At 69.9% G+C, this 18,752-nt stretch carries 20 protein-coding genes and 1 tRNA gene; 9 read left to right on the forward strand and 12 right to left on the reverse strand.

Annotated elements, in window-relative coordinates:
- The first annotated feature begins 42 nt into the window (after nt 1–42).
- The 7 genes from OG734_RS23595 (at nt 43) to OG734_RS23625 (ending at nt 6,731) form a co-directional block, all read left to right on the forward strand.
- Nucleotides 43–651, forward strand: a complete 609-nt coding sequence (locus OG734_RS23595; RefSeq protein ID WP_330293765.1) for a SigE family RNA polymerase sigma factor — start codon at nt 43–45, stop codon at nt 649–651.
- A 2-nt stretch (nt 652–653) separates the two neighbouring features.
- A complete protein-coding gene (locus OG734_RS23600) occupies nt 654–1,478 on the forward strand; it encodes a hypothetical protein (protein WP_330289498.1) in 825 nt (274 codons plus the stop codon).
- An 80-nt stretch (nt 1,479–1,558) separates the two neighbouring features.
- On the forward strand, nt 1,559–2,509 hold the full coding sequence (locus tag OG734_RS23605; protein WP_330289499.1) for a hypothetical protein: 951 nt from the start codon (nt 1,559–1,561) through the stop codon (nt 2,507–2,509).
- Complete coding sequence (locus OG734_RS23610; protein WP_330289500.1) at nt 2,506–4,065, forward strand: peptidoglycan-binding protein; 1,560 nt, start codon at nt 2,506–2,508, stop codon at nt 4,063–4,065. Before OG734_RS23605 ends, OG734_RS23610 begins: the two co-directional genes overlap by 4 nt.
- Nucleotides 4,066–4,142: 77 nt before the next feature.
- Nucleotides 4,143–4,826: an ABC transporter ATP-binding protein gene (locus OG734_RS23615; RefSeq protein ID WP_330293766.1), complete on the forward strand. Its 684-nt coding sequence runs from the start codon at nt 4,143–4,145 to the stop codon at nt 4,824–4,826.
- Nucleotides 4,823–6,172, forward strand: a complete 1,350-nt coding sequence (locus OG734_RS23620) for an ABC transporter permease (protein ID WP_330289501.1) — start codon at nt 4,823–4,825, stop codon at nt 6,170–6,172. The genes OG734_RS23615 and OG734_RS23620 overlap by 4 nt, the downstream gene beginning before the upstream one ends.
- Nucleotides 6,173–6,329: 157 nt before the next feature.
- On the forward strand, nt 6,330–6,731 hold the full coding sequence (locus OG734_RS23625) for a hypothetical protein (protein ID WP_330289502.1): 402 nt from the start codon (nt 6,330–6,332) through the stop codon (nt 6,729–6,731).
- 14 nt (nt 6,732–6,745) lie between these two features.
- Here OG734_RS23625 and OG734_RS23630 read toward each other — a convergent pair whose 3' ends face one another.
- From OG734_RS23630 to OG734_RS23640, 3 genes are all read right to left on the reverse strand, one after another.
- Nucleotides 6,746–7,594 carry a YceI family protein gene (locus tag OG734_RS23630; protein WP_330289503.1) on the reverse strand — a complete coding sequence of 283 codons (849 nt, stop codon included), beginning with the start codon at nt 7,592–7,594 and terminating at the stop codon, nt 6,746–6,748.
- Nucleotides 7,595–7,600: 6 nt separating this feature from the next.
- A complete protein-coding gene (locus OG734_RS23635; protein WP_330289504.1) occupies nt 7,601–10,096 on the reverse strand; it encodes an MFS transporter in 2,496 nt (831 codons plus the stop codon).
- 84 nt (nt 10,097–10,180) lie between these two features.
- Complete coding sequence (locus OG734_RS23640; RefSeq protein WP_330289505.1) at nt 10,181–10,618, reverse strand: MarR family winged helix-turn-helix transcriptional regulator; 438 nt, start codon at nt 10,616–10,618, stop codon at nt 10,181–10,183.
- Between the two features lie 224 nt (nt 10,619–10,842).
- Here OG734_RS23640 and OG734_RS23645 point away from each other — a divergent pair, with 224 nt between their 5' ends.
- Nucleotides 10,843–11,049 carry a hypothetical protein gene (locus OG734_RS23645; protein WP_330289506.1) on the forward strand — a complete coding sequence of 69 codons (207 nt, stop codon included), beginning with the start codon at nt 10,843–10,845 and terminating at the stop codon, nt 11,047–11,049.
- Nucleotides 11,050–11,146: 97 nt separating this feature from the next.
- Here OG734_RS23645 and OG734_RS23650 read toward each other — a convergent pair whose 3' ends face one another.
- Together OG734_RS23650 and OG734_RS23655 are read right to left on the reverse strand one after the other, a co-directional pair.
- On the reverse strand, nt 11,147–12,259 hold the full coding sequence (locus OG734_RS23650; RefSeq protein WP_330289507.1) for a sensor histidine kinase: 1,113 nt from the start codon (nt 12,257–12,259) through the stop codon (nt 11,147–11,149).
- A complete protein-coding gene (locus OG734_RS23655; protein ID WP_330289508.1) occupies nt 12,252–12,950 on the reverse strand; it encodes a response regulator transcription factor in 699 nt (232 codons plus the stop codon). The genes OG734_RS23650 and OG734_RS23655 overlap by 8 nt, the downstream gene beginning before the upstream one ends.
- Before the next feature lie 253 nt (nt 12,951–13,203).
- Here OG734_RS23655 and OG734_RS23660 point away from each other — a divergent pair, with 253 nt between their 5' ends.
- Nucleotides 13,204–14,391 (forward strand): endonuclease/exonuclease/phosphatase family protein, encoded by a 1,188-nt coding sequence (locus tag OG734_RS23660; RefSeq protein WP_330289509.1) that lies wholly within the window; start codon nt 13,204–13,206, stop codon nt 14,389–14,391.
- Nucleotides 14,392–14,406: 15 nt separating this feature from the next.
- On the opposite strand, the gene OG734_RS23665 is transcribed toward OG734_RS23660, so the two are convergent.
- The 7 genes from OG734_RS23665 to tadA all read right to left on the reverse strand — a co-directional run bounded on the left by OG734_RS23665 (nt 14,407) and on the right by tadA (nt 18,731).
- Nucleotides 14,407–14,742 (reverse strand): hypothetical protein, encoded by a 336-nt coding sequence (locus OG734_RS23665; protein WP_330289510.1) that lies wholly within the window; start codon nt 14,740–14,742, stop codon nt 14,407–14,409.
- Nucleotides 14,743–15,263: 521 nt separating this feature from the next.
- Entirely contained in the window at nt 15,264–16,181 is a 918-nt protein-coding gene (locus OG734_RS23670) for an RNA polymerase sigma factor SigF (RefSeq protein ID WP_330289511.1), read from the reverse strand.
- 301 nt (nt 16,182–16,482) lie between these two features.
- Nucleotides 16,483–17,406 carry an RNA polymerase sigma factor SigF gene (locus OG734_RS23675; protein ID WP_330289512.1) on the reverse strand — a complete coding sequence of 308 codons (924 nt, stop codon included), beginning with the start codon at nt 17,404–17,406 and terminating at the stop codon, nt 16,483–16,485.
- A 135-nt stretch (nt 17,407–17,541) separates the two neighbouring features.
- Entirely contained in the window at nt 17,542–17,835 is a 294-nt protein-coding gene (locus OG734_RS23680) for a Dabb family protein (RefSeq protein WP_330289513.1), read from the reverse strand.
- Nucleotides 17,836–17,874: 39 nt separating this feature from the next.
- Nucleotides 17,875–18,051 carry a hypothetical protein gene (locus OG734_RS23685; RefSeq protein WP_330289514.1) on the reverse strand — a complete coding sequence of 59 codons (177 nt, stop codon included), beginning with the start codon at nt 18,049–18,051 and terminating at the stop codon, nt 17,875–17,877.
- A gap of 86 nt (nt 18,052–18,137) precedes the next feature.
- A tRNA-Ser gene (locus tag OG734_RS23690) sits at nt 18,138–18,222 on the reverse strand.
- Between the two features lie 74 nt (nt 18,223–18,296).
- A complete protein-coding gene (gene tadA / locus OG734_RS23695) occupies nt 18,297–18,731 on the reverse strand; it encodes a tRNA adenosine(34) deaminase TadA (protein ID WP_330289515.1) in 435 nt (144 codons plus the stop codon).
- Nucleotides 18,732–18,752: the final 21 nt, after the last annotated feature.

Consider the following 18,752-nt stretch of genomic DNA (forward strand, 5'->3'; position numbering starts at 1 on the left):
CTCACCGCGCTCCGCTGCGGTGCCGGGCGGAGGGGGCCTGTGATCCGGACGCCGGACGAACAGGACGTCTCCGACGCCGGTGGCGCGGTCGAAGTCGGGCTCGACTTCGACGAGTTCGCGCGCAGCCGCCAGGCGCAACTGCGCCGTACGGCGTACCTGCTGTGCGGTGACTGGCACTTGGCCGAGGACCTGACGCAGACGGCGCTCGCGAAGCTGTACGCGGCATGGCGCCGGGTGCGGCTGGACAGTCCCGATGGCTACGCCCGCAAGGTGCTGTTCCGGACCTTCGTGGACGAGACCCGGCGGCGGCGCTGGTGGGAGCGGCCGAGAGCGTACGAGTTCGACGTCGCGGCCCCGGCGCAGGACCCGGAGCTTCGGCTGACGCTCCTGGCCGCGCTGCGGCAGGTGCCCGCGCGCAGCCGGGCGGTGCTGGTGCTGCGGTTCTGGGAGGACCAGAGCGTGGAGGCGACCGCGACGGCACTGGGATGCAGTGTCGGCACGGTGAAGAGCCAGACCTCCCGGGGGCTGGCCGCACTGCGCCGGATCCTGGGCGACACGCCACTGGCGCCGTCACCGCCCGGAAGCGGTGGCGGTAGTGGTGGCGGTGCGGGGATGGACCCGGGCAACGGATATCTGAGGGCGGGGTGGTGAGCATGGCTGGGGAGTCCGGCGCCGGCGGGCGCGGGAACAGGAACGGGAACGGAAGCGGGGACGCGTACGAGTTCGCCCTCGTCGACGCGTTGGGCAGGCTGAGTCCTGACGCGGAGCCGCCGATGCCGGATCTGGTGCCGGGCGCGACCGTGCGCGGCAGGCGGATCCGCCGTCGGCGCAGGATCGGGGTGGCGCTGAGCGCCGTGGCGGCGGTCGCGGCCGTGTTCGTCGGGGGGGCCGCCGTGATCCCGTCGCCGGTGGAACGTACGCCCGCGCCGCCCGCCGCGGAGCCGACGGTCTGGTACCCCTCGCTGGGGCTGCTGCGGTCGGTCGTCACGGCGAAGGCCGGCACGGTCGAGCCGGCGGATCCGAAGCGTCCGGACGGGGATCAGCGCTACTTCCGCTGGATCGACGCGTCCGGTCGTCCGAGCTATCTGTACGTGTCGGTCGAGCGGTCCACGACCGGTCAGTCCCTGCTCCCGTCGGGCGACGTGGGGTGCCGGGACGGTGTCGGCCGCACACTCACGACCCCATGGGGCGGCCGGCTGACGAAGTGCCACGTCGTCCCCAGAAAAGAGGGAGACAACCTGCTGGAGTACTACGTGAGCCAGCAGGAGCTGCCCGAACCGAAGAGCGACGCGAGCGACGACTACGCGATGGGCGTCGCCTACGTGACCTCGGGCGGCTGGACCGTGCAGGCGATCGCGAGCGAGGCCGGCGAGAACCGCAGGAGCGGCCAGGAGTACACGGATTCGGTCCGCCAGACGCTGTACCGGCTGGCCACCGACCCCCGGCTCTTCGACGCCGTCAAGGAGACCAGCGGCTGACAGGTCCGTAACCGACAGGCAAGAGCACAACCAGACCCGGCAAGAACAGAACCCTACCTGAATGGAGTGATGTCATGGGCATGTCCAAAAATACCCTGCGCAGTCACCTGATCACGGCCCTCGCGGTCGGCATGCTCCCCCTGCTGGCCGCCTGCGGCGGCGGTTCGGGCGACGAGGACGGCAAGAGCGGCGGGAGTTCCGCGGCGGGCGGCGGCACGAAGAACGCCGACGGTGCCGCGCAGCTCAACATCCCGGAGGGCGTGAACGCCGAAGCCAAGAAGGAGTACATCCGGGAGAACGCCATCGCAGCCTGTATGAAGAAGGAGGGGTTCACCTACACACCGCACGCGTCAGAGACGCCCCCTGCCGACGTCAACACCGACGGTGACGGCGAGGACTACGCGGCGGCGAAGAAGTACCGCCAGAAGTACGGCTTCGGGACCTACGCGGCGGCCGCCTACCCCGACGACCCGAATGTCCCCTTCAGCAACGCGGGCGGCAAGGTCGGCGGAAAGACCCTGGACCCCGTGGACGACGACACCAAGGGGCTGACCCCGGCACAGATGAAGGCGTACGAGGCCGCGCTGTACGGTCCTCCGGCCAAGTCCAAGGGGGAGGAGCAGGACGCCGGCTGCACCCTGGAGGGGAACACCGCGGCGTACGGGGCGCCGTTGAGCGCCGCGGCGGAGAAGAAGAAGCAGAACGCCAAGACCGAGGAGAACCGTCAGAACGGGCTGGCGCTCAACGGCGACACCCAACTGGTGCAGCTCGCCCAGCAGTACGCCACCTGTCTGAAGGCGCAGGGCATCCCGGTCTCCACCACCCAGCCGACCGGCATGGCCCACATGGTGCGGATCGACCTCGCCGGCAAGCTCCCGGAGGACGGGAGCAAGTGGACCAAGGAGCAGGCGATGCCGCTGCTCACCGCGGACATCGACATCGCTCTGAAGGACCTGGAGTGCGGCAAGAAGTTCCGCGCGGCGTACTTCCCCAAGGAGAAGGCCAACCCGTACTGGGGTGACGGCGCGTGAAGCGGCTCGGCAGCCGCCGACAGCTGGGCGCCATGGTCGGCGCGGTGGCGCTGGTCGGCGCTGGGGGCTGGTTCGCCGGTACGCAGGTGCGCTCGCCCGCCGACGCCGCCGCCTCGCACAACGCGCCGAAGGCCGGCCCGGTGACCGTGGAGGTGGAGCGGCGGTCGCTCACCGCGACCGTGGTGGCGACCGGGACGGTGGCGTTCACCGCGCCCCGGCCGCTCTCGCTGGCCGGCTCGGTCGGCACCGGGGCGGTCACGAGCCCGTCCGGCGAGGGCGCGGAGCAGCGGGTCACCAAGGCACCGGTCGCCGGTACGAAGGTCAAGGAGGGCGACGTACTGATGATGGTCAACGGCCGCCCGGTGCTCGCGCTCGCCGGATCCGTACCGATGTACCGGGCGATGGGCCCCGGAGGCACCGGTGACGACGTGAAGCAGCTCCAGAAGGCGTTGCGGCGGCTCGGGTTCGACCCCGGGTCGGTCGGCGGCACGTTCGGCCAGGGCACGGCCACAGCGGTCGCCAACTGGTACCGGAACAAGGGGTACGAGGCCCAGCAGCCGAGCGCGGAGGACCAGCAGCAGCTGGGCCAGCTCCAGCAGGCGGTGTCCAGCGCGCAGGAGGCGCTGCTCACGACGCGGAGCGCGAACGCCGGGGACGGTACCGACACCGGCGACAGTTCCGGCACCGGAGCGGGGACGGGTACGGAGACGGGTACGGGCACTGGTGCCGAGACCGGTACCGAGACCGGTTCGGGGACTCGTACGGACGCGCAGTCCAGCATCGACCGGCAGGTCCAGGCGATACAGCTCAAGTCCGCGCAGAAGTCCCTGGACATGGCGAACAGCGCCCTCAGCACCTTCCAGGCCACCTACGGGACGAAGGTCCCGGCCGGCGAGGTCGTCTTCTTCCCGGAGCTGCCCGTACGGCTGGACAAGGTGACCGTGAAGGCCGGAGACGCGCCCTCGGGCCCGGTCGGCACCGTGACCGGCTCCGAGCTGATCGTGGAGGCGGCCGTGCCTGGTGAGGACGCCGAACTGCTGAGGCGCGGTATGCCCGTCGATGTGACGACGACGGGCGGGGAGAAGGTGAAGGGCAAGGTGGAGGCGATCGGTTCCGCCGCCGCGTCGTCCGGTACGACGGGCGGCGTCGGCGAGGCGGCGTCGGAGGGCAGCGACGCGGATGCCTCGGACGCGTCCGGCGGCGGCGCCGACGCCAATGCGGCCGACACGGCCGGTACGGGCGGCGCCACCGGGGCAGGCGCGCCCGGTCCGGTCCAGTTGCGGATCTCCATCCCCGATCCGGGACCGCTGGCCGGGCAGGCCGAATCCTCGGTGAAGGTGACCATCGGGGTCGGCGCCTCGGACGGCAAGGTGCTGACGGTGCCGCTCGCCGCGATCCGCACCTCGGCCGACGGAAAGGCCCGGGTGCAGGTCGAGCGCGACGGCGAGGTGCGCGATGTCTCCGTGACCGTCGGGCTCTCCGCGGCCGGCCTCGTAGAGGTGAAGCCCGCCGGCGGCACACTCAAGCAGGGCGACAAGGTGGTGGTGGGCAAGTGACTCCCGGTCCCTCCTACACCACCAACCCCTCCCTTGCCTCGTCCGATGCCGTCGACTCGTCCGATGCCTCCGCCGTCATCGAACTCACCGACGTGCGGCGGACCTTCGATTCCGAGCCGCCCGTGCACGCGCTGCGCGAAGTGAATCTGACCGTGCGGCGCGGGGAGCACCTGGCCATCGTCGGGCCGTCCGGCTCCGGGAAGTCGACGCTGCTCAACACCCTCGGCCTGCTGGACCGGCCCACTTCGGGCTCGTACCGGCTGGACGGGGTGGAGACCACCGGGCTCGGCGACCTCGAACGCACCGCGCTGCGCGGCAGCCGGATCGGGTTCGTGTTCCAGGCCTTCCATCTGCTGCCGTACCGGACGGTGGACGAGAACGTGATGCTGGCCGAGGCCTATCGCAGGCCGCGCCCCGGTCGCGGGCGCGGCAGCAGGCGCACCCGGGCCCGTGAGGCACTCGAGCGGGTGGGGCTCGGTCACCGTTCGGGCTTCCGGCCCGACCGGTTGTCCGGCGGTGAGCGCCAACGGGTCGCCATCGCACGGGCGTTGCTCGGTGATCCGGCGCTGCTGCTCTGTGACGAGCCGACCGGCAACCTGGACAGCGAGAACACGGTCTCCGTGCTGGAACTCTTCGAGGAGCTGTGTGCCCAGGGCGTGACCCTGGTCGTCATCACCCACGACGACGCGGTCAGCCGCCGGGCCGCCCGCCGCGTCCGGATCACCGACGGACGCCTCACCACGGAGGCCGAGGCCGGGTGACACGTACGGAGACAAGGGAGATAGAAGAGACAAGGAAGACAAGGAAGACAAGGAGGCGCGGGTCGACCAGGTCCATCCGGTCCATCAGCTCCGCTCTGTCCGCTCTGTCCGCCCGGTCGACGCGGGTCGAGCGGCCCTGGCTGGACCCGCGGGACCTGTGGACGGAAGCCCTCGCCGGCGTTCTCGCCCGGCCGGTGCGGTCCGCGCTGACCACGCTCGGCACGGTGCTCGGGATCACCACGCTCGTCATCACGATCGGCGTGGCCTCCACCGCGGGCAACCAGATCGTCGGCCGGTTCGACGCGCTCACCGCGACCTCGGTGACCGTGACGGTGCCGCAGGCTCTTCCCGGCTCGGACGACACCGGCCCCCTGGTGGACTGGTCGGGAACCGGCGCGGTCCGGCGGCTGGCCGGTGTGGAGTCGGTCGCGGCCGTGGCCGACTCCGCCACGACCAACAGTGTCCAGGTGCGGTCCAACGACGTGACCGCGCCCGGTGACACCTCCAGCCAGACCCTCGGTGTGGTCGCCGCCTCGGCCGGCCTGCCGGACGCCGTACGGGGTGCGATGACCGCCGGGCGGTTCTTCGACTCGGGTGACATCGACCGGCACGACCAGGTGGCGGTGCTCGGCGACCAGGCGGCGGAACTTCTCGGCATCCGGCGGGTGGAGGACGCCCCGGCGGTCTTCTTCCAGGGCCAGTCGTACACAGTCATCGGCATCCTCGGCGGCATCAAGCGCGAGCGGCAGCTGTCCACGGCCGTACTGCTCCCGCCCACGACCGCCGCGGACCGGCTCGGTCTGCGCGACGTCACACGCGTACTGGTCAACACCTCGCTCGGCGCCGCCCGGCAGGTGGCGCGCCAGGCGCCGATCGCCCTGGCGCCCGGGCACGAGGACGCGCTCACCGTCGTGGCGCCGCCCGATCTGTCCAAGTCCCGCGACGGCGTCCAGAACGACGTCAACGGTCTCTTCCTCGTCCTCGGTCTGGTCTCGCTCGTGGTGGGCGCGATCGGCATCGCCAACGTGACCCTGGTGACGGTGATGGAGCGGGTCGGGGAGATCGGGCTGCGGCGGGCGCTGGGCGCGTCACGACGGCAGGTCGCGGGCCAGTTCCTCCTGGAGTCGACGACCATCGGCCTGCTGGGGGGTGTCATCGGGGCGTCCCTGGGCATCGCCGTCGTGGTGGGCGTCTCCGTCGTCAAGGACTGGACCCCGGTCCTCGACCTGCGGCTCGCCCTCGGCGCCCCGATCGCCGGAGCCCTGGTCGGCCTGCTCGCCGGCCTCTACCCGTCCCTGCGCGCCGCCCGCATGGAACCGGCCGAAGCTCTCCGCGCACCGTCGTAGCCCTGGGGCGGCTGGCCTCTGGGGGACGGTCTGCTGGATCGCGGTGCCGGGAAGTTGCTGTGGTTCGAGGTGGGCGGGTGAGTGGTACCGGCCGGTTCTGGAGAAGGATCCGAGCGGACGGACAACGGACAACGGAAGCCTGGGGTCGGGGAGCGGTATGGGCAACGGTACGAGCAACGGTGAGAGCGACGGCGCCGCAGAACAGTGGCCCCTTCTCCCCGACTGGATGTGGGACTGCGCCGACTGCGTCCGGCTCTACGAGGAGATGCGCCACGTACAGGCCGAAGTGGCCGGGCTGACGGCTGAGGACTCCTCCGTCGACTGGGACTTCACCGACAGCGTTCTGGGAACGCAGATCAGGCTCGGCCGTCATCTCGCCGACGCGCACGCCGAGTTGCTGCCCCCGTGGGATCCCGCCTGCGGAACCTGCGCCGAACGCCAGGAGGCCCTGGCGAAGGCGGAGGGACGGCCCGACCGGATGCCCGCGGCCGTGATGAACGCCGAGGAACACCGAGTCCGGCACCTTTTCGTCCCGCCCCGTCTGCTGCGCCTGCTGTAGCCCGTCTTAGTCAGTCACGCCGTCGGCAGCGCATGCCCCTGCACCGCCTGAATGTCGATCTCCACCCGCAACGTCGTACCGATCGCCGCGATCCCCGCCCGTACCACCTGGTTGTAGTTCATGGCGAAGTCCTCGCGCCGTAGTTCGGTCGTCGCCCGGAAGGCGGCGCGTGTGCCGCCCCAGGGGTCGGCGCCGGTGCCGAGGTAGGCGAGGTCGAGGTCGACGGGCCGTACGACACCGCGCATGCTCAGTTCGCCGTGGACGGTCCAGCGGTCGGTTCCGGCGGCCGGGGTGAGCCCCGTCGAGTGGAACGTGACCTCCGGATACCGCTCGACGTCCAGGAAGTCGGCGGACCGCAGATGATCGTCCCGTGTCGCGTTCCCCGTATCGATCGAGGCGGCCGAAATGACCGCCTCCACGCGGGACTTGGCGACCTCGTCCGGCGCGATCTCGATTGTCGCCGTGAAGTCCGTGAACCGGCCGTGCACGCTGGAGATGCCCAGGTGCTGGGCGACCGCGCCGACGGACGAGTGGGCCGGGTCGACGGTCCACGCCCCCGGCGGCGGCAGTTCGGCGCCGCCGCCCAGCCGGGCGAGGGTGACAGTCCCGACCTCGGTCCGCCCGCTCACCGTGACGATGGCACTGGACGCGGTGGGCGCGTATCCGACGGCCGTCACGATCACGGTGTACGCGCCGGGCGCGAGCGGGGTCGCGTCGCGCACGACCCCGTCCGCGTCGGCCCCGGCCCGCAGCACCTGCTGCCCGGTCATGTCGGTCACGGTGACGACGGCGTGCGACACGGCCCAACCGTCCCGCGTACGAATCCGCGCGCTCAGCCCTGTGACGCCTGTGCTGGCTGTCATGTCCCGCTACTCCCCGCCCGGGTGGGCGAGTTCGATGTCGTGGCCGTCGGTTCCGTTGCCGGTGACGGTCAGGGCGGTGGCCACCGGCGGGTAGCCGGTCGCGATGACCGTGTACTCGCCGCTGTCCAGATCGGTGAAGGCGTACGCCCCGTCCGCCCCGGTCGTCGACGTGCCGACCACGTTGCCCGCCGCGTCGACGAGCGTGACCCGCGCGTCCCCGAGGGGTCCGTGCGGCGCCCGTACGACACCCTGGACGTGTGCCCCGGACGCCAGTTCCACCTCGACCCGGGTGACCCCGGTACCGCCGACCTCGACGGGCAGCGCCCGCGGCCGGTACCCGACGGCGTTCACGGCCACGGTCACGGCACCCGGCACCAGCTCGGCGAACGTGAACTCGCCCTGCTCACCGGTGGTCCCGGTGGCCAGAACATCCCCGCGCACATCGGTCACGACGACCATCGCGTCCTTGACGGGCGACCCGGATTCGGTGGCCCTCACCAGTCCGCTGAGCCCGCTCGTGCCGCTGAGCAGGATGTCGTACGAGACCGGCTCGCCGTTCACGACGACGGTCGAGGCCTGCGGCTGGAATCCGTCCGCGGAGGCGATCAGGACGTACGAGCCCGTGCCCGGCGCGTCCAGCGCGTAGCCGCCGTCGCCCTGTGCGACCGCGCGGCCCAGCTGACGTCCGGAGAGGGAGATCAGCGTGACGGCGGCCTGCGGAACGGGCGCGCTCTCGGCACCGCGCACGTGACCGCGTACCGGAATCCCGCCACCACCGCTGCCATCGGCCGACTCCTCCACCGTCACCGTGGCGACGGCGCCGGCGGACTGGACGGCCGTATCCGCGACCGGAGTTGAGATCGGAGTTGAGACCGGAGTCGAAGGAGCACCCGCATCCTCCGCGGCCTGCGCCAACGCGCCCTTGGTCCGCAACGGGACCTCCTTGATGAAGACGGAGAAGACGAGCGCGAGGAGGGCGGCCGGGGCGGCGTAGAGGAAGACGTCGCCGATGCCGTGGCCGTACGCGCCCTCGATGACCGTGCGCAGCGGCGCGGGCAGCGCGTCGAGGTCGGGGATGGTGTTGGAGGTGGACCCGGAGAGCCCCGACGCGTACTTCGGGTCGATGGTCGCCAGACCGTCCTTGAGGTGGTCGGCGATCCGGTGACTGAGAACCGCGCCCAGCGCGGAGACGCCGATCGCGCCGCCGAGGGAACGGAAGAAGGTGACCACCGAGCTGGCGACGCCCAGGTCGGAGGGGGAGACCTGGTTCTGGGTGCAGAGCACCAGGTTCTGCATCATCATGCCGACGCCGAGGCCGAGCAGCGCCATGTAGATGGCGACGTGCCAGTACGCGGTGTCGTAGCGCAGGGTGCCCAGCAGGCCCAGTCCGGCGGTCACCAGCACACCACCCGCGAGCAGCCACGCCTTCCAGCGTCCCGTACGGGTGATGACCTGGCCGGAGACGGTGGAGGCGACGAACAGACCGCCGATCATCGGGATCGTCATGACGCCGGACATGGTCGGCGACTTGTCCCGGGCCAGCTGGAAGTACTGGCTGAAGAAGATGGTGCCCGCGAACATCGCGACGCCGACGAAGAGCGACGCGAGCGAGGCGAGGGTGATCGTACGGTTGCGGAAGAGCCGCAGCGGGATGATCGGCTCACTGGCCTTCGACTCGACGAGGACGAAGACGCCGAGCAGCGCGACCGTGCCGCCGATCATCGCGTACGTCTGCCAGGACACCCAGTCGTACTTGTCGCCGGCGAAGGTCACCCAGACCAGCAGCAGGCAGACGGCCGCGGTGATGAAGAAGGCGCCGGTCCAGTCGACCTTGGCCTGGCGCTTCACGACGGGCAGGTGCAGGGTCCGCTGCAGCACGATGAGGGCGACGACGGCGAAGGGCACGCCGACGTAGAAGCACCAGCGCCAGCCCAGCCAGCTGGTGTCGGTGATGACACCGCCGATCAGCGGGCCCCCGACCATCGCGGTCGCGAAGGTCGCGCCGAGATAGCCGTTGTAGCGTCCGCGCTCACGCGGGGAGATCATCGCCGCGAGAATGATCTGGGCGAGAGCCGACAGCCCGCCCATGCCGATGCCCTGCACGGCACGGAAGCCGATGAGCATTGCGGCGTTCTGCGAGAGCCCGGCGGCAGCCGACCCCAGCACGAAGATGACAAGAGCGACCTGGATCAGCAGCTTCTTGGAGAAGAGGTCGGCGAGCTTGCCCCACAGCGGCGTGGACGCGGTCATCGCGAGCAGCGACGCGGTCACGACCCAGGTGTAGGCGCTCTGGCCGCCGCCGAGGTCCTTGATGATGTCGGGCAGGGCGTTGGAGACGATCGTCGACGACAGGATCGCGACGAACATGCCGAGCAGCAGCCCGGTGAGCGCTTCCATGATCTGCCGGTGCGACATCGGCGCGCCGTCGGGGGCGGAACCGTGGGAGCCTCCCCCGTGCTTGGCGTGTGCCGCCCGCACACCGGCTGGTGTGGTCGTTGCCATTGAGCTTCCTTGTCTGTGCTGCGTCTTCTGTGTCTTGTGCGTCGTCGTCTGCGTCGTCGTTTACGCCGCCATCTGCGCTGCCTGCTACGTCGCTTGATGTGCGCCGAAGCTGTCCCGGAGCCGGCCCATGAGCCGGGCGAGCTGCCCGACCTCCTCGTCGCTCCAGTCGGCGAGCCGGTGGGCGAGCAGTTCGGTGGACCGCCGGGACAGCTCACCGATCTGCGCGTGCCCGGACGGGGTCAGCCGCAGAATGCGGGAGCGTTTGTCGGCGGGGTCGGGGAGCCGTTCGATCCAGCCGCGTCCGGCGACGTGGGCGACATGGCGGCTGGTCACGGACATGTCGACGGCGAGCAGCTCGGCGAGCCGGCTCATCCGCATGTCCCCGTGCCGGTCGAGCAGCGTCAGCACGGTGGCGGAACCGCCGGGACACTCGGGCGGCATGATCCGCCCCATCTCCCGCTTCACGGCACCGAAGGCACTGAACTGACGTACCAACTCCTCGTACTGCGCCTGCTCGGCCATCGCACCCCCACCCTCTGCGTCATGCTTCAGAACCCTTTATTCGTTGCTTGGGGCAACCATGCAACCATAGAAAAGAATGGTTGCTACAGGCAAATTAATCGGGGAGGAGGTGGCTTAAAAACTTGGCAAAGGCAAGTATTGGCGACCGTAAACGCACAGGTGGGGGCAGTGAGGGAGAGGGCCCACTTGGGCGGGCGGCGCCAGGTTCGCTAGGGTCTCGCACCATGGCCAACACCCCCAGCACCCAGGGCCCCGAGGGCAACTACGACCCCGCGGGCAGCACCCAGATGTTCCGAGCATTCGTCGACGAGACCCCCCAGGGCGCCAGCCGTCAGGCACCCGCCCCGGCGGGCCCCCGCATCGGCCTGATCGTCGGCGTGGTCGTCGCGGTACTGGTCGTCGCGGCGGTGGCCTGGCTGGCACTGAAGTAGGACGGGCGGGGAACGCGCCGGCGATGCGGCCTGCGCGTTCCAGGGGCCGCTGAGGGCCCATGCGTCTCCGCGCACGCGTCCGCACCCAGGAACGCGTTCACCTGTCGGTGTGCGGGGATGCCGCGGGTAGTTCCACAGTGATGCGGATCCCGCCGGCGGAGCGCGGGGTGAGGGTGAGCGTTCCGTCGTGTGCGTGGGTGATGGTTTTGACGATCGCCAGGCCGAGGCCGACGCCTGCGTGGTCGGTGTGCACGCGTTCGGTGCCGCGCTGGAATGCTTCGGTGAGTGTCGAGGCGAGCTGTGGGGAGATGTCCTCGCCGGTGTTCTCGACAGTGAGCACCACACTGTTGCGGCGGACGCCGGTATTCACCCACACGACGCCCTGGTCGGGCAGATTGTGGAGGATCGCGTTCTGCACGAGGTTCGTCGTCAGCTGCAGAAGAAGCGCGTGCGATCCGATCGTGGGAGTGATGTCACCTCGGGTCTCGACGGTGACGCCATGCTTTTCCGCGAGGGGCAGGAGTGTTTCGGTTGCCTCTTCCGCCATGAGGGACAGGTCGACGCGTTCTCGGGTGAAGGACCGCTGCTGAGCACGGCTGAGCAGGAGCAGTGCCTCGGTCAGGTTGATCGCCCGGGTGTTGACGGCGTGGAGGCGGTCGATGACCTCACCGGCGTCGTGGTTCGGATCGGTGCGGGCCACGTCGAGGAGCGTCTTCGAGATCGCCAGCGGGGTACGCAACTCGTGCGAGGCGTTGGCCGCGAATCGCTGCTGTTCGGCGACGTGCGCTTCGAGCCGCACGAGCATCGTGTCGAAGGCGTCGGCGAGTTCGCGGAACTCATCCCTGCGGCCCGGTAGCCGGATCCGGTGGGAGAGCGATCCGTTCGTGGCCATGCGGGTGGCTTCGGTGATCCGGGTCAGGGGGGCGAGCATGCGACCGGCGAGGATCCATCCCCCCACGAGGCCGAACACCAGCAGGAAAGCCAACACCGCGGCTGCCCTCGGAGCGAAAAGGCGCAGGAGCGTGGACCGGACGGGAAAGACACCGCCGGTGGAGAGGCCGTTGGGGACGATGAGCGTCGCGCGATCGGGGACGTAACGCAGGAGGAACACCCACACGGCGGCGAGCAGCAAGGCACCGGCAAGCATGAGGAACCCGGCGTAGGTGAGGGTGAGTCTGACGCGAACGCTCAACCCAGGTGCCCTATCCACCCTCGCCTCCCTCGGGTCCGGCGGCCTCTGGCTGTGTGTCGATGCGGTAGCCGACGCCTGGCACGGTGGCGATGATCCAGGGTTCGCCGAGCCGTTTGCGCAGTGCCGAGACGGTGATGCGCACGGCGTTGGTGAACGGGTCGGCGTTCTCGTCCCACGCGCGTTCCAGCAGCTCCTCGGCGCTGACGACACCGCCTTCGGCGGCTACGAGGACTTCGAGCACGGCGAACTGCTTCCTGGTCAGCGCCACATAACGGTCGTCCCGGTACACCTCTCTGCGGAACGGGTCCAGTCGCAGACCGGCGATCTCCCGCACGGGTGGCCTGCTGTGCGCGCGCCTGCGGTCGAGTGCCCTGAGTCTGAGCACGAGCTCCCGGAGCTCGAACGGCTTCGTGAGGTAGTCGTCGGCGCCGAGCTCGAACCCGGAGGCCTTGTCGTCGAGACGGTCCGCGGCGGTGAGCATGAGGATCGGCATGCCGCTGCCGGAGGCGACGACACGTCTGGCGATCTCGTCACCGGAGGGGCCGGGGATGTCGCGGTCGAGGACGGCGACGGCGTAGGCGTTGACGCTCAGCAGTTCCAGGGCGGTGTCGCCGTCACCGGCGATGTCGGCGGCGATCGCCTCCAGGCGTAGGCCGTCGCGGATGGCTTCTGCCAGAAAGGGTTCGTCCTCGACAATCAGCACACGCATGGTTCGAGGCTACGAGCCGGCGCATATCGCGGGCATATCGAAAACCACATACGTGCCGGCAACACCGCGCTGCCTTGACTGGCGGTATGACCCGAACCCCACCATCAGCACGAACACCGACCCGCGGTGCCGAGTACGGGCTGCGCTCGATCTGCGGGAACGAACCCCGGAACTGCGAAATGCGCACCGATGTGGGTGTTCGCGATTGCCCGCGCATGCATGCCGACCCCACCCATGACCCGAGGACGCAGCGGTGACCGCCGGCGAGCGACGACCGATGATGACGCCACAGGCGGATGCGGCGGATGCGGCGGAGACGTCGAAGACGTCGGACAGGGCGCAGACCGGACAGGGCGGCGTCGGCCACCGGGACGCCGCCGACTCCGGTACCCGGCACGTCGGCATCCGCCGGGACACCGGCCCCGGGTCCTGGCGGGCGGGCATCCGCCGGGTGATCCGCATCGGGTCCCGGCCGGGGCCCTGGAAGCGCGGCCTCGTGCTCGCGGCGCTGGCGTTGCTGCTCGGCCTGCTCATGCTGCTGCACGCGCAGATCCCGAACCGGATCGGGAACATCGGCAGCCTGGTGGAGAGCTTCCTGCCGTGGTTCGGCCTGTTCGTCCCGGTGCTGCTGGCCGGGGCGCTCTGGCGCCGCTCCACCGCCGCGGTGGCCGCGCTGCTGCTCCCGGTCACGGTGTGGCTGAACCTCTTCGGCGGGCTGCTCAGCGACAAGTCCCACCCGGGCGGCGACCTCACCGTGGCCAGCCACAACGTCGGCGCCGACAACCCCGACCCGGTCGGCACCGCCCGCGATCTGGCCGTCTCCGGCGCGGACGTGCTGGCGCTGGAGGAGCTGGACGAGCAGGCCAGGGGCACGTACGAGAGGGAGTTGGCGAAGGTGTATCCGTACCACACGGTCCAGGGCACGGTAGGGCTGTGGAGCAGGCTGCCGCTCTCGGACACCCGGCCGGTCGACATCGCGATGGACGCCGGGCCGCTGGCGGACACCAAGCCGGCCGACGTCAAGCTTGCCTACAACCGGGCGCTGCGCACCACGGTGACCACGGACCACGGGCCGCTGGCGGTCTATGTGGCCCACCTGGGGTCCGTACGCGTGAATCCCAGGGTGGGCTTCTGGACGGACACGCGGGACAGGAACGCGCGGGCGCTCGCCAAGGCCGTCGCCGCCGAGCAGAACAAGCGGATGGTGCTGCTGGGCGACCTGAACGGCACCCTGGACGACCGCGCGTTGGCCGGCATCACCTCGAAGCTGCACTCTGCCCAGGACGCGGCCGGGGACGGCTTCGGCTTCACCTGGCCGGCGAAGTTCCCGATGGCGCGGATCGACCAGATCCTGGTCCGCGGCGTGGAGCCGAAGAGTTCGCGGGTGCTGCCGGCCACCAGCAGTGACCATCTGCCGGTCGCCGCCGGAATCAGCTGGTGAACACAGCACTCACAGCTACTCGGCCTGTGCCCACTCCACCCCGACGACCCGAGTCTCCACCCGCATCCCCCAAGGCACGCGCCACTCCTCCACGCACACCGTCCAGCTCTCCTCCCGCCTCTTACCCGCCCCGATCGGCGTGGGAAGCGGCACCCTCGACTCGACTGTCGCCCAGTCGATACCGATGGCGTCGATGATGTGCGTGCCGAAGGTCACGGTGCCCGAACGCACCGGTGTGGCACCGGTGTTGGCGAAGGTGAGCGTCACCTTCTCGCACCAGCGTTTGTCCGTGGACTCGCCTACCAGCTCGCCCGTGATCAGGTGCGCGGGACCGGCGGACGGTGACGGCACCGGAGTCGGAGTCGGAGCCGGTGTCGGAGCCGGAGCCGGTGTCGACGTTGCAGTGGACGTCGGTGCCGGCGCAGGCGGGAGCGCAGGGGAAGCCGAATTCGTGCTCGTAGGAGCCGAGTTGGCGCCCTGCGTCTGAAGGAGCGGTGTTCCGGGCGTCCTTGCGGGCGTGTGCGGCCGACTCCTTTGTACAGGGGCCGGATTGGGGGCCGGGGTCTCCGGCTTCCGTCCCTCCAGGGGTACGAACGTCACCTCCCCGGTGGGAGCAATCGCCGTACCTCCGACCGCCGGCGGTCGTTCGACGGCGACGTACCCCTCGTCGTGCCCGCCGCCCCCGCAGGCCACCAACACCCCTGCCAGGGCGGCGCAGGCTGCGACGGCCGCCGAGGTGCTCAGGGCGATGGTGCCCCGGCGGTCATGCGTGCGCGTCGGTCGAAGCATCGCGACATCTTCGCTGATACCCCGTCAGAAGAGAACCCTCGGACGGGGATCGGGCTCAGCTGTCGGACCGGCGGCCGTCGGACTCAGTCGGAGATCAGGCCCTCGCGGAGCGTGGACAGGGTCCGGGTCAGGAGGCGGGACACGTGCATCTGGGAGATGCCGACCTCCTCGCCGATCTGCGACTGCGTCATGTTGGCGAAGAAGCGCAGCATGATGATCCGGCGCTCGCGCGGCGGGAGTTTGGCCAGCAGCGGCTTCAGGGACTCGCGGTACTCCACGCCCTCCAGAGCCGTGTCCTCGTAGCCGAGGCGGTCGGCCAGGGAGCCCTCGCCGCCGTCGTCCTCCGGGGCCGGGGAGTCCAGGGACGAGGCCGTGTACGCGTTGCCGACCGCGAGGCCGTCGACGACGTCCTCCTCCGACACGCCCAGGACCACGGCGAGTTCGGCGACGGTCGGGGAGCGGTCCAGCTTCTGGGCGAGTTCGTCGCTGGCCTTGGTGAGGGCCAGGCGCAGCTCCTGCAGGCGGCGCGGTACGCGCACCGACCACGACGTGTCGCGGAAGAAGCGCTTGATCTCGCCCACGACCGTCGGCATCGCGAACGTCGGGAACTCGACGCCGCGTTCGCAGTCGAAGCGGTCGATCGCCTTGATCAGGCCGATGGTGCCGACCTGGACGATGTCCTCCATCGGCTCGTTCCGGGAGCGGAAGCGGGCCGCCGCGTACCGGACGAGGGGGAGGTTCAACTCGATGAGGGTGTCCCGGACGTACGCACGCTCGGGGCTGTTCTCGTCGAGGGCGGCGAGCCGCAGGAACAGGGAACGGGACAGGGTGCGGGTGTCGATGGGCCCCGTGGCCGGAGGAGCGGCCGGGAGGGCCTGGACGGCCGGGGCTGCCTCTGCCTCGACCTCCACTACGAGGGCCGGGACGTCGTGAAGCTCGGCGGGCGCCGACTCGCTCTTTGTGAGCGTGAGCACCTTGGAGCTGCCCTGGTCTGCGGACATGCCACCCCCTTTGGGTCGCGGACGGTCGCGGCGGACGTTCCCGATCTGAGGAACGCAGCCTTCACCTGAATACCGGAGCCGAAGCCACGGCAAACGCTCTTCCGGCAGAATGTCACATGTCGGCAACACGCTGTAGTGACATGTCGACATGTGGGACGCGAATCCGCCCTGGAAAAAGGGGGTCTGACGGTTTTTCACCCCAGAACTGCCGGGAAGTGCGCCACTGAGCGATTCGCTCTCCCAGGTGACGACTCGATCCTGTATCCGATACGCCTCGGACTACCTCGGACTGCGCCTCGGACTACGCCTCGACGCGGTTCGCCGAGCGCAGCCGCGCGAAGCTACGGGCCAGTAGCCGGGACACGTGCATCTGGGAGACGCCGAGTTCCGCGCTGATCTGCGACTGGGTGAGATTGCTGTAGTAACGCAGCAACAGGATGCGCTGCTCGCGTTCCGGGAGTTGGACCAGGAGGTGGCGGACCAGGTCGCGGTGCTCCACGCCGTCCAGCGCGGGGTCCTCGTAGCCGAGGCGGTCGACCAGGCCGGGCAGGCCGTCGCCCTCCTGGGCGGCCTCCAGGGAGGTCGCGTGGTACGAGCGGCCGGCCTCGATGCAGGAGAGCACGTCGTCTTCGCTGATGCGCAGCCGCTCGGCGATCTCGGCAGTCGTCGGGGTACGCCCGAACGCCGTCGTCAGGTCCTCGGTCGCCCCGTTGACCTGCACCCACAACTCGTGCAGCCGGCGCGGTACGTGGACCGTGCGGACGTTGTCCCGGAAGTACCGCTTGATCTCGCCGATGACGGTCGGCATCGCGAACGTCGGGAACTGCACGCCCCGGTCCGGGTCGAACCGGTCGATGGCGTTGATCAGGCCGATGGTGCCGACCTGGACGACGTCCTCCATCGGCTCGTTGCGGGAGCGGAAGCGGGCGGCCGCGTAGCGCACGAGCGGGAGGTTGGCCTCGATGAGCGCCCCCCGCACGCGGTTGTGCTCCGGCGTACCCGGCTCCAGCACCTTGAGCTGGCCGAAGAGCACCTGGGTGAGTGCCCGGGTGTCCGCGCCCCTGCTCCGCTGGGGGGCAGGTTCCTGGGGTGCGGCTTCTTGGGTGGTGGATTCCTGGGCAACGGCTACCTGGGCAACGGCTACCTGGGCAACGGCTACCTGGGGTGGCGCAGTACTGGCCGACACGGTCAACGCCACCTCTTCATCGGTCAACTCATCCGTCAAAAGCGGTCATAGCATCACAAGACATGTGCACTGTGTGCAAGCACCCCATAACACCGTGTTGAAGGAGAGTTGGCGCATAAGACACGAAAAGTCCCGCACCGTTCCGGTGCGGGACCGTCTGTGTGGCCGTACGGTTCAGAATTCGTAGTCGGCGATCACCCACGTGGCGAACTCGCGCCACGGTGCGGCAGCGGCCTGATGGGCCGGGTGTTCCAGGTATTGCTTCAGAGCGTCCGTGTCGTCGACCGCCGAGTTGATCGCGAAGTCGTAGGCGATGGGGCGGTCGGTGATGTTCCAGGCGCACTCCCAGAAGCGGAGTTCGTCGATCTGGCCGGGCAGGGCACGGAAGCCCTCCACGCCGGCCACGACCCGCGGTTCGTCGCGCTGGACGCCCTCGTTGAGCTTGAAGAGGACCAGATGGCGGATCACACGTACTCCCCGGCTGCTACTTGGGCTGTGAGCTGGCTTTTATTTGGCGCCGTCGGCGACCCACGTCATGAAATCGCCTATGGCGCTGGCCGCGTTCGAGATGCCTTCGAAGGCTATCCCGACGTAGTCGGCCGCCCCCCTGGGGTCCGTGATGATCACGTACGCCACGAAGACCACGAGGGCATAGACGGCTATCTTCTTCGCATTCACCGCCACGGCGGCCTCCCCGTCAGACCCGACCAGATCACACCCGACTGATGTCGCACGAAAGGCCCCGCCAATCCGGCGAGGCCTTTCTACAGCGGTAGCGGAGGGATTTGAACCCTCGGTGACTTGCGCCACACTCGCTTTCGAGGCGAGCTCCTTCGGCCGCTCGGACACGCTACCGAGGGAGACCTTACAGCAAGGTGCGGCGAGCTCCGAAATCAGTATTCGTTGATTCTCCGCCGGTGAAACCGCGGTCAGCGGTCGTGGCGGAAGAAGTCGGTGAGGATGCGCGCGCAGTCGTCCGCGAGGACGCCGGCGATCACCTCGGGGCGGTGGTTGAGGCGGCGGTCGCGTACGACGTCCCAGAGGGAGCCGGCCGCGCCCGCCTTCTCGTCGCGGGCGCCGTAGACCACCCGGTCGACCCGCGACTGTACGAGGGCGCCCGCGCACATCGTGCAGGGCTCCAGCGTCACGACGAGTGTGCAGCCGGACAGCCGCCATTCGCCGAGGTCTTTCGCTGCCCGCCGGATCGCGAGGACCTCGGCGTGCGCGGTCGGATCGCCCGTCGCCTCGCGCTCGTTGTGCCCGGTCGCGAGCACCGTCGTACCGTCGGCGGCCAGCACGACGGCACCGACGGGCACGTCACCGCCAGGGACGGCCCGCCCGGCCTCGGCCAGGGCGAGCCGCATCGCGGCCCGCCATGGATCACG

The sequence above is a fragment of the Streptomyces sp. NBC_00576 genome (assembly GCF_036345175.1).
Classification (GTDB): Bacteria; Actinomycetota; Actinomycetes; order Streptomycetales; family Streptomycetaceae; genus Streptomyces.

Excerpts from the sequence above, each read along its gene's own strand:
- OG734_RS23600 (WP_330289498.1), top strand. The coding sequence starts at position 654 with ATGGCTGGGGAGTCCGGCGCCGGCGGGCGCGGGAACAGGAACGGGAAC.
- OG734_RS23605 (WP_330289499.1), top strand. The coding sequence starts at position 1,559 with ATGTCCAAAAATACCCTGCGCAGTCACCTGATCACGGCCCTCGCGGTC.
- OG734_RS23625 (WP_330289502.1), top strand. The coding sequence starts at position 6,330 with ATGGGCAACGGTACGAGCAACGGTGAGAGCGACGGCGCCGCAGAACAG.
- OG734_RS23630 (WP_330289503.1), bottom strand. The coding sequence starts at position 7,594 with ATGACAGCCAGCACAGGCGTCACAGGGCTGAGCGCGCGGATTCGTACG.
- OG734_RS23635 (WP_330289504.1), bottom strand. The coding sequence starts at position 10,096 with ATGGCAACGACCACACCAGCCGGTGTGCGGGCGGCACACGCCAAGCAC.
- OG734_RS23640 (WP_330289505.1), bottom strand. The coding sequence starts at position 10,618 with ATGGCCGAGCAGGCGCAGTACGAGGAGTTGGTACGTCAGTTCAGTGCC.
- OG734_RS23645 (WP_330289506.1), top strand. The coding sequence starts at position 10,843 with ATGGCCAACACCCCCAGCACCCAGGGCCCCGAGGGCAACTACGACCCC.
- OG734_RS23655 (WP_330289508.1), bottom strand. The coding sequence starts at position 12,950 with ATGCGTGTGCTGATTGTCGAGGACGAACCCTTTCTGGCAGAAGCCATC.
- OG734_RS23670 (WP_330289511.1), bottom strand. The coding sequence starts at position 16,181 with ATGTCCGCAGACCAGGGCAGCTCCAAGGTGCTCACGCTCACAAAGAGC.
- tadA (WP_330289515.1), bottom strand. The coding sequence starts at position 18,731 with ATGCGGCTCGCCCTGGCCGAGGCCGGGCGGGCCGTCCCTGGCGGTGAC.